This window comes from Lyngbya sp. CCY1209, from assembly GCF_035615495.1.
In the GTDB taxonomy this organism is placed as follows: Bacteria; Cyanobacteriota; Cyanobacteriia; order Cyanobacteriales; family Microcoleaceae; genus Limnospira.
This window is the reverse complement of record NZ_JAJENU010000117.1, coordinates 1-2,234: the sequence shown is the minus strand read 5'-3', so window position 1 is coordinate 2,234 and position 2,234 is coordinate 1. Positions and strand designations below refer to the sequence as shown.

The 2,234-nt window shown below is 54.7% G+C and carries 2 protein-coding genes and 1 rRNA gene; 1 reads left to right on the top strand and 2 read right to left on the bottom strand.

What is annotated here, in order from left to right:
* Positions 1-137 precede the first annotated feature (137 nt).
* Together LKE08_RS00800 and LKE08_RS00795 are read right to left on the bottom strand one after the other, a co-directional pair.
* Positions 138-1,031, bottom strand: a complete 894-nt coding sequence (locus LKE08_RS00800; protein WP_324702287.1) for an AEC family transporter — start codon at positions 1,029-1,031, stop codon at positions 138-140.
* Between the two features lie 127 nt (positions 1,032-1,158).
* Entirely contained in the window at positions 1,159-1,818 is a 660-nt protein-coding gene (locus LKE08_RS00795) for an ElyC/SanA/YdcF family protein (protein ID WP_324702288.1), read from the bottom strand.
* Between the two features lie 315 nt (positions 1,819-2,133).
* Here LKE08_RS00795 and rrf point away from each other — a divergent pair.
* A 5S ribosomal RNA gene (gene rrf, locus LKE08_RS00790) occupies positions 2,134-2,234 on the top strand; the annotation flags it as partial.

The window sequence follows — 2,234 nt, the reverse complement described above, 5'->3', positions numbered from 1 at the left end:
GCTTGGGAATCAATTCCCGAGGGCGCAAGCCTTGCGCCCCTACCAGCTCAAATCATCTAAAGATGATTGGGGAGGTTTAGGAGGGGATAACCGGATTTGATATAACTTCTCTATCGGGGAGAATCTAAAATCTAAAATTACAAATTCCCCACCCCCCACAACACCAAAGGCAGGGTTAAAAAAGATAGCAGGGTGGATACCACCACCACCCGCACCGTCCGCACGCGATCGCCCCCAAATTCGCTCACCATCAGAAATGCCGAGATCGCCGTCGGCATGGCACTTTGAATGATTAAGACTTGCAAATCCAAGTCCCCGAGTCCCAACAGCAAGCCGACGCCGTAAGCGACAGCCGCACCCCCCAACAGACGCAGCAGACTCGCCCCGATTTCATAAACGTTGAGTTCAAACCGGCTGTCGGAAATTTCAATTCCCAACAATAATAGGGCGATCGGAATCGTCGCCTGGGCGAGTAAATTCAACCCGGCATCCACGCTATCGGGAAGTCCGACATCGAACCCGTACAGCAGCAAACCGAGGACGATCGCCCAAAATAGCGGCAATTTGAGGGTAAACTTGAGGGCGGACAGGAAACCGCCGCCTTTGATCAAAGCCGGGGCGGTGGTCAAAACGACCAAATTCCAGGCGATCAGGTAAACGATCGCCCGTTCGAGCCCCTCCTCCCCCAACGCGAATAAAATCACGGACAATCCCATATTGCCGACGTTGGGTAAGGCGGTGGTGGCGATCAGACTTTTTCGAGTCGGGGACGGGAAATTGAGCGATCGCGCGATCGCCCAGGCGAGGACGCACAGCAGCACATACGTCAGCAAAAACCCCGCCCCGATCCCCGCCATATTCGCCGGACTCAGAGTCGTCCGATACAGCTTGTCAATAATCAGAACCGGAAACAGGACATACAGGGACAGGCGGGATAGAGTCGGGCGATCGAGTGTCAGGGTTTTCCCCGTCACGAAGCCGATCAAAACGATACACCCGACGGGAATGACGGCAGAAAATAGAGCGATCATAATTGGGTGTACGGTGGTGACTCAAAAGGGCGAATGCCATTCGCCCCTACAATTTAAACCACATCTCGGGAGTCGGGAGTCGAACAACATGAATTAATAATTGCAAATTATTAATTATCAATTATCCCTAAGACATTCCCTCGAACGGCCCCAGAAACGTCGGTTTGGGGCGGAGGATGTGGACTTCCACCACCGCCTTCACCACCGCCAGCAGTTCCCGCCGGACGTAGAATCGCATCGAGTCGTCCCGGAATTTGCCCCAGTCGGGGGTCCCGAAACCGATCGCGTCGATGCCCAACCGCTTGCAGGTGTAAACCGCCCGGGGCAGGTGGTATTGTTGGGTGATGAGCACGGCCCTTTCAACTCCAAAGATCTCCCGGGCCCGATAGCAGCTTTCGTAGGTGCTGAATCCCGCATAGTCGAGGCGGATGACTTCGGCGGGGACTCCCTGGGCGATCGCGTATTGCTGCATGGCGACCACTTCGTTATATTCGGGGGTGGCGTTATCTCCGGTCATCAAAATTTTCTGCACCCGCCCCATTTGGTAGAGGTCGATTGCCCCCTGGATGCGATCGGCCAACATCGGCGTCGGACTCCCGTCCTCCCAAACTCCCGCCCCGAATACGACCGCCACCGGTTCTTCGGGTACTTCAGTTATTTCGGTGTAGCGGCGACTCTGGGTCGCGAAATTGATATATAAGTTCAGGGCAAAGGGTGTGAGAATTGCTGCCAACATCGAGAGCACAATCCCCAAACGCCAATGCAGTATCAACCATTTGGGCAACATAAATCGGAGCTGACCGTAGCAGTGCATTATTGTACCCCAAAACCGGGGTGCGGGGGGCGGTGAGTTGTCCCCCGATCCCGTCTTCGAGATCGCCCTCCCCACACCCGGACGGCGATCGCTCCTCGCGGGCAATCCGTCCGGGATGCGGAGTTCTCGAAATTCCCGAAACGGCTGTCCTGCAGGGGTTTGACGGATTTGCAAAAAAAAATTCAAAAAAGGGTTGACATTCCCAGAAACAGGCACTACTATTATTAATTGTGCGAGAGAGGAACGCGACACCGCGCTCTCGAACCCAGAGAAAGATTTTAAAGCTTTCCTGGTGCCTATGGCTCAGTGGAACCACACCGATCCATCTCGAACTCGGATGTGAAACGCTGAAACGGCGAAGATACTTGGCGGGTAGCCGCCTGGGAAAA

What these genes read in the sequence shown, in the direction of transcription:
- LKE08_RS00800 (WP_324702287.1), bottom strand. Translation starts at nt 1,031, where the DNA reads ATGATCGCTCTATTTTCTGCCGTCATTCCCGTCGGGTGTATCGTTTTG.
- LKE08_RS00795 (WP_324702288.1), bottom strand. Translation starts at nt 1,818, where the DNA reads ATGTTGCCCAAATGGTTGATACTGCATTGGCGTTTGGGGATTGTGCTC.